Genomic DNA, 4,667 nt, shown 5'->3' with positions numbered 1-4,667 from the left:
AGTCATACCAGTACAGTCATGAACTATAACTTCCTCATGAACCAGCTCAAGAACTTGGATACCTCCATCACTCAGTACGAGAGTAACCATGCGAGTCAAGATTTGGTCGCCTTTAAGGAACTTCTAGCTGCGACCAAGGCCTTGATAACAGAACATGCAGGTAAGACACGAACTGTAGGGACTTATCAGTCAGGAGATTTTGCCAAACTCAAGTCTGTTCAACGCTTTGCGATAGCCTACAAACAGGCGACCCAGCAGATGGAGAGTCGCGTTGAGCGTGTACAAGCAGCTCAGGAGCGAGACAAGGTCCGTTTTGAAGCCTTGGCTCGATCAGATAAGGGTTGGAAAGACATGGCTGTTAGCGCATTGACTATCATTGTCGGAGTGACAGCCATCGTAGTTACATTGGGCTCTGCGACTCCTTTAGTTGTTGCAGGCGGTATAGTGGGTCTTGGGACAACAGCCTATGGGGCTTCTAATATGTATGAGGCTGATCAGGATATCAAACTTGGGAATGCAGGGGATATTCAGACTAAAGCAGGAAATCCCATCAGAGATACGCTTTTCATGGGGAATGACAAGCTGTATCATGATGTTGGGAATGTCTTTGTGACGGCGAGTGCCATCATGATTCCCATAGGGCAGACTCAGAGCGTTGTCAAGGGCTTGACTCAGTTTGCGATAGGGGAAGCCGGTGCCTATACAGCGGGTCAGGTTGCCTATCATGGGACTAAGCTCCTAGGTGGTAGTGAGGAAGACGCTCAAACCGCAAACTTTATCGGGAATATCGTAGGTGGCTATGCGGTAGCTTCAGCAGCCAGCAAGTTTAGTCTCAATAAACTGAAAAATAACGTATCTGAACAAAATTTTGCTAACTACAGAGAGTTTTTAACTACAAAGATTGATGACTTCAAGACAAATTTCAAAGATGTCGAGACTAGGATAACCGTTGAGACACGTAATGCAGCAGATGAAATTCAACGTATCCAATTAAAAGCTGTCGGTGTAGATAAAACTGGAAAAATTCGTATTCAAGATTACACGACTGCAAAAGATGGTTTAACCATTAAACGCCAAGATATTCTGGATAATCTATCAAAACATGGCGGTACTATCGTAGGTGAAGGAAAAGGTCGCTTTACAGGTGGCACTAAAATTGAACCAGGAACTCGAATTGAGATTATCTCTCAAAAAACATCGGATATTTCCATTGAACATGTGTCACCAGAAATCAAAAAAGCAACCTTTGCAAAATTCAAAGAGCTTGCAAGTAAAGAAATAGACTGGAATACACCAGAGAAACAGGCATCCTTCAAGGAAACTTTTGATATGTATGCGGAACGTGCTGTTAAAGAAGGGGCGGTCCCAAATAAAGAAACCTTTTACAAGATGTATGAAGCTAGACAGTACGATTATCCAGAAACCTACAAAGAAGCTATTAAGCAGCCCTATTTAGAAGGTGGAGCCTCTTCTGTTGTAAATGGAAAGAGTGTTAAAAATTTTGCTTTTGGTGAAAAAGGTTCTTCTATTGGACGAGTAACTGGGGGAGATGTTGGTCAAGGTAACTTTGTGACGAGTGTTGTAGAAGATTCTACTCTCTTGTATGATGAGAGTGGAAACCTGAAATCAGGTCATGAGATTGCGAGAGTCAAAGGAGTTGGAGATGATACATATGATACAGGTATGTTTCAATACGAGTACAGTCCGGAACTTGTCAAGAATATGGATAAAAAAGGCTGGATACAATTCCCAAATGGGGATACGCCTGGTTCTTCATCCTTAAATATTCCAGGTGCCAAAACCTGGGCTGGTTCTGACATTCATATGTCTGAGAGCGAACTACTTATGCCAACGATTGACACAACGGGGCATTCTTACGGTGATTTTCTATCCGCTATTGAACGTCAAGGATACTATGAAATCAAAAATCCACGTGTCTATAAACCAGGCACTAATAAAATTGAGCAAATTGAAGGAATTTTCAGAATAAATCAATGGAGTAAATAAATGCAGGCATATAAATTGAAAAATAAAGAGAATTATAAATATTTTGTCAAACATTATCTAGAGGTGATGAAGGAAGGGAAAGAAGCAGAAACATTTCTAGGAACAGAAACTAAGTATCGTTTTCGGCAACGAGATTCTTATGAACTTGACAGTACAGACATTAGCGTATTGATGGAATATTGCTTATTCCCTCTGTATGTAGAAGGTGATGAGGATATAGCAAGAAGAACTTTTGACATCTTGAAGGATTTTAGCTTATCGATTGACTTAGTCAAATTAGATAAGGTAACTGATTATATCTCTATTCAAAACTGGTTTTTAACTGAATATTCTAATCTTCCCTTTGTTATTGAAACAGATGAATTGGTAAGAAATATTATAGAAAGCATTTCAAAATTATCGGATGAGCAGAAACGTACTTATACCTATGAAAGACTATGTAATGTATTAGACCGTAGTCCATTATACAGGCAGTGTGATGAAGAAAAGGTAGAGAAGATTCTTAAGGAATTCAAGGAAAAATACTACAATCCCCCTAAGGTAGTAGAAACCATTAAAACAGTTGAGAAAATTGAACTAGACGTTACAAGCATCGATGCGATGGGTGTTTCAGATGACCATCTAGAGTTGTTGTTGATTGATGAGAATAAATGGATAGAATCTCTGGAAGAAGAACACTTGTTGAAGCTTCAAGAAAAACTTAACAACTACATCTATTTCCTCGAAAGCAAGCAGTATGTGGAGAGATATGGCGATAAGTTTGAAAAAAAAGTCATCCATATTACCTTCCAGTATTCTCCATCGGATAATGGACTAGCCTTTCTTGCTGCGGTTCAGAAAGTGTTGCAGCCTACAGATATGAGTTTGAAGGTAGAATTGCCAGAGTAATAAAGAGAGCGGAAACGCTCTCTTTTTGTGGTATAATGGGACTAGATTTTTAAAAAGATTATTTAACGGTTTTAAACAGCGAACTACTTATGCCGTCAATTGATATGAAGGGGCATTCTTACGATGACTTTCTATCTGCGATTGAACGTCAAGGATACTATGAAATCAAAAATCCACGTGTCTATAAACCTGGCACTAATATAATTGAGCAAGTTGAAGGAATTTTTAGAATTAACCAATGGAGTAAATAAATGAAAAAATTTGAAATACCAGAGCCTAAAGATTATCAAAATTTTGTAAAAGACTATCGTGAAATAATGAAGGAAGGGAAAGAAGCAGAAGCATTTCTTGGAGAGGATATTAGGTATCGTTTTCAACAACGCAATTCAATGATAACGGAATACACTGATATTCAGGTGTTGATGGAATATTGTTTATTCCCTCTATATGTAGAAGGTGATAAAGATATAGAGAAAAGGACATTTGAGATATTAAAAGAGTTCTCTTTAAGTATTGATGAAAAGAAAATATGGCAAGTCACAGAATATTTATTACTTCAAGATTTCATTCTGTCGGAATATAAACCTCTTCCTTTTGAAATTGATACAAGAAAATTAGTTCCTCTTATACTTGATACAATAGAAAAACTTCCTAACGAGTTAAAAACTAGTGGATATTACAGTCGATTAATTGGAAATATTAAATCAATCCCTTCTTTCAAGTCTTATGAGGTGGAAAAGGTAGAGAAGATTCTTAAGGAATTCAAGGAAAAATACGACAATCCACCAAAGGTAGTAAAAACTATTAAAACAGTTGAGAAAATTGAACTAGATGTTACAAGCATCGATGCTATGGGGGTCTCTGATGATCATCTAGAGTTGTTGTTGATTGATGAGAATAAATGGATAGAGTCATTAGAAGAAGAGCATCTCTTGAAACTTCAAGAAAAACTCAATAACTATATCTACTTCCTCGAAAGCAAGCAGTATGTAGAACGATACGGTGATAAGTTTGACAAAAAAGTCATCCATATTACCTTCCAATATTCTCCATCTGATAATGGACTAGCCTTTCTTGCTGCCGTTCAGAAGGTATTACAACCGACGGATATGAGCTTGAAGGTAGAATTACCGGAGTAATAAAGGGAGCGAAAGACGCTCTCTTTTTGTGGTATAATGAAGAAGGATTGAACCTATATCAAAAACAATTCAATGAGCTCTATCAGTTGATGACGAGCTATACGTCCTTGTTGGGAACAGACATCGCCTTGATGTCCGCTACAGGAAAAGAGTTGGCCCGTACAGATACTGTATTGGGACAAACACTGTTTTCTGGTTTGCAGTAGGGAGGTGCTATGAGTTATAATATAAAATTTGATGATATCACCTCTGTTCAGGTGGAAAGTCAAAAAACGATAAATGCTTGGGGAGAGTCCGTTGCGAGCCTAAACAAGGCCATGACAGACTTCATCAACAATCAAAATCTCCAAGGTCAGGCCATCTCGAGTATGCGCACCTACCTAGTAGAGGTGCATGGGACTCTCCTTCAGACTCTGGTCAACCTGATGAATGACTACTCAACCAATCTCCTACTGTACAAGGATGGTTACTACCAGATTGATGGTGATCTTCATACAAAGCTTCCAAGTAAGGTATTTACAAACCTTCATAGTGCTTTAAAGAGTTCACGGGACGATTTGAAGGGTGAGATTGAGCTCTTGAACACGACCAAGGACAAGATTTCAGACTTGGTGAGCTACGAAGGAAGCAGTC

General features: G+C 38.7%; 4 protein-coding genes and 2 pseudogenes. All 6 read left to right on the top strand.

Features of this window, described 5'->3' with window-relative positions; all coding sequences use genetic code 11:
- Nucleotides 1-2,007, top strand: a pseudogene (locus tag SK578_RS11090) (hypothetical protein); the annotation flags it as partial.
- Nucleotides 2,008-2,895: an NAD glycohydrolase inhibitor gene (ifs, locus tag SK578_RS00055; protein WP_042749669.1), complete on the top strand. Its 888-nt coding sequence runs from the start codon at nt 2,008-2,010 to the stop codon at nt 2,893-2,895.
- An 86-nt stretch (nt 2,896-2,981) separates the two neighbouring features.
- Nucleotides 2,982-3,146: pseudogene (locus tag SK578_RS10965) on the top strand (hypothetical protein); the annotation flags it as partial.
- Complete coding sequence (ifs, locus tag SK578_RS00050; protein ID WP_042749667.1) at nt 3,147-4,034, top strand: NAD glycohydrolase inhibitor; 888 nt, start codon at nt 3,147-3,149, stop codon at nt 4,032-4,034. It abuts the pseudogene before it with no gap.
- A gap of 47 nt (nt 4,035-4,081) precedes the next feature.
- Nucleotides 4,082-4,240 carry a hypothetical protein gene (locus tag SK578_RS00045; RefSeq protein WP_235228581.1) on the top strand — a complete coding sequence of 53 codons (159 nt, stop codon included), beginning with the start codon at nt 4,082-4,084 and terminating at the stop codon, nt 4,238-4,240.
- Nucleotides 4,241-4,249: 9 nt separating this feature from the next.
- The coding region (locus SK578_RS00040) for a T7SS effector LXG polymorphic toxin (protein WP_042749663.1) at nt 4,250-4,667 on the top strand (418 nt) is incomplete at its 3' end.

The organism is Streptococcus mitis, assembly GCF_000722755.1.
GTDB lineage: Bacteria > Bacillota > Bacilli > Lactobacillales > Streptococcaceae > Streptococcus > Streptococcus mitis_CM.
Note: the sequence above shows the minus strand (reverse complement) of the source record. Positions and strands in the feature narration are given on the sequence as shown.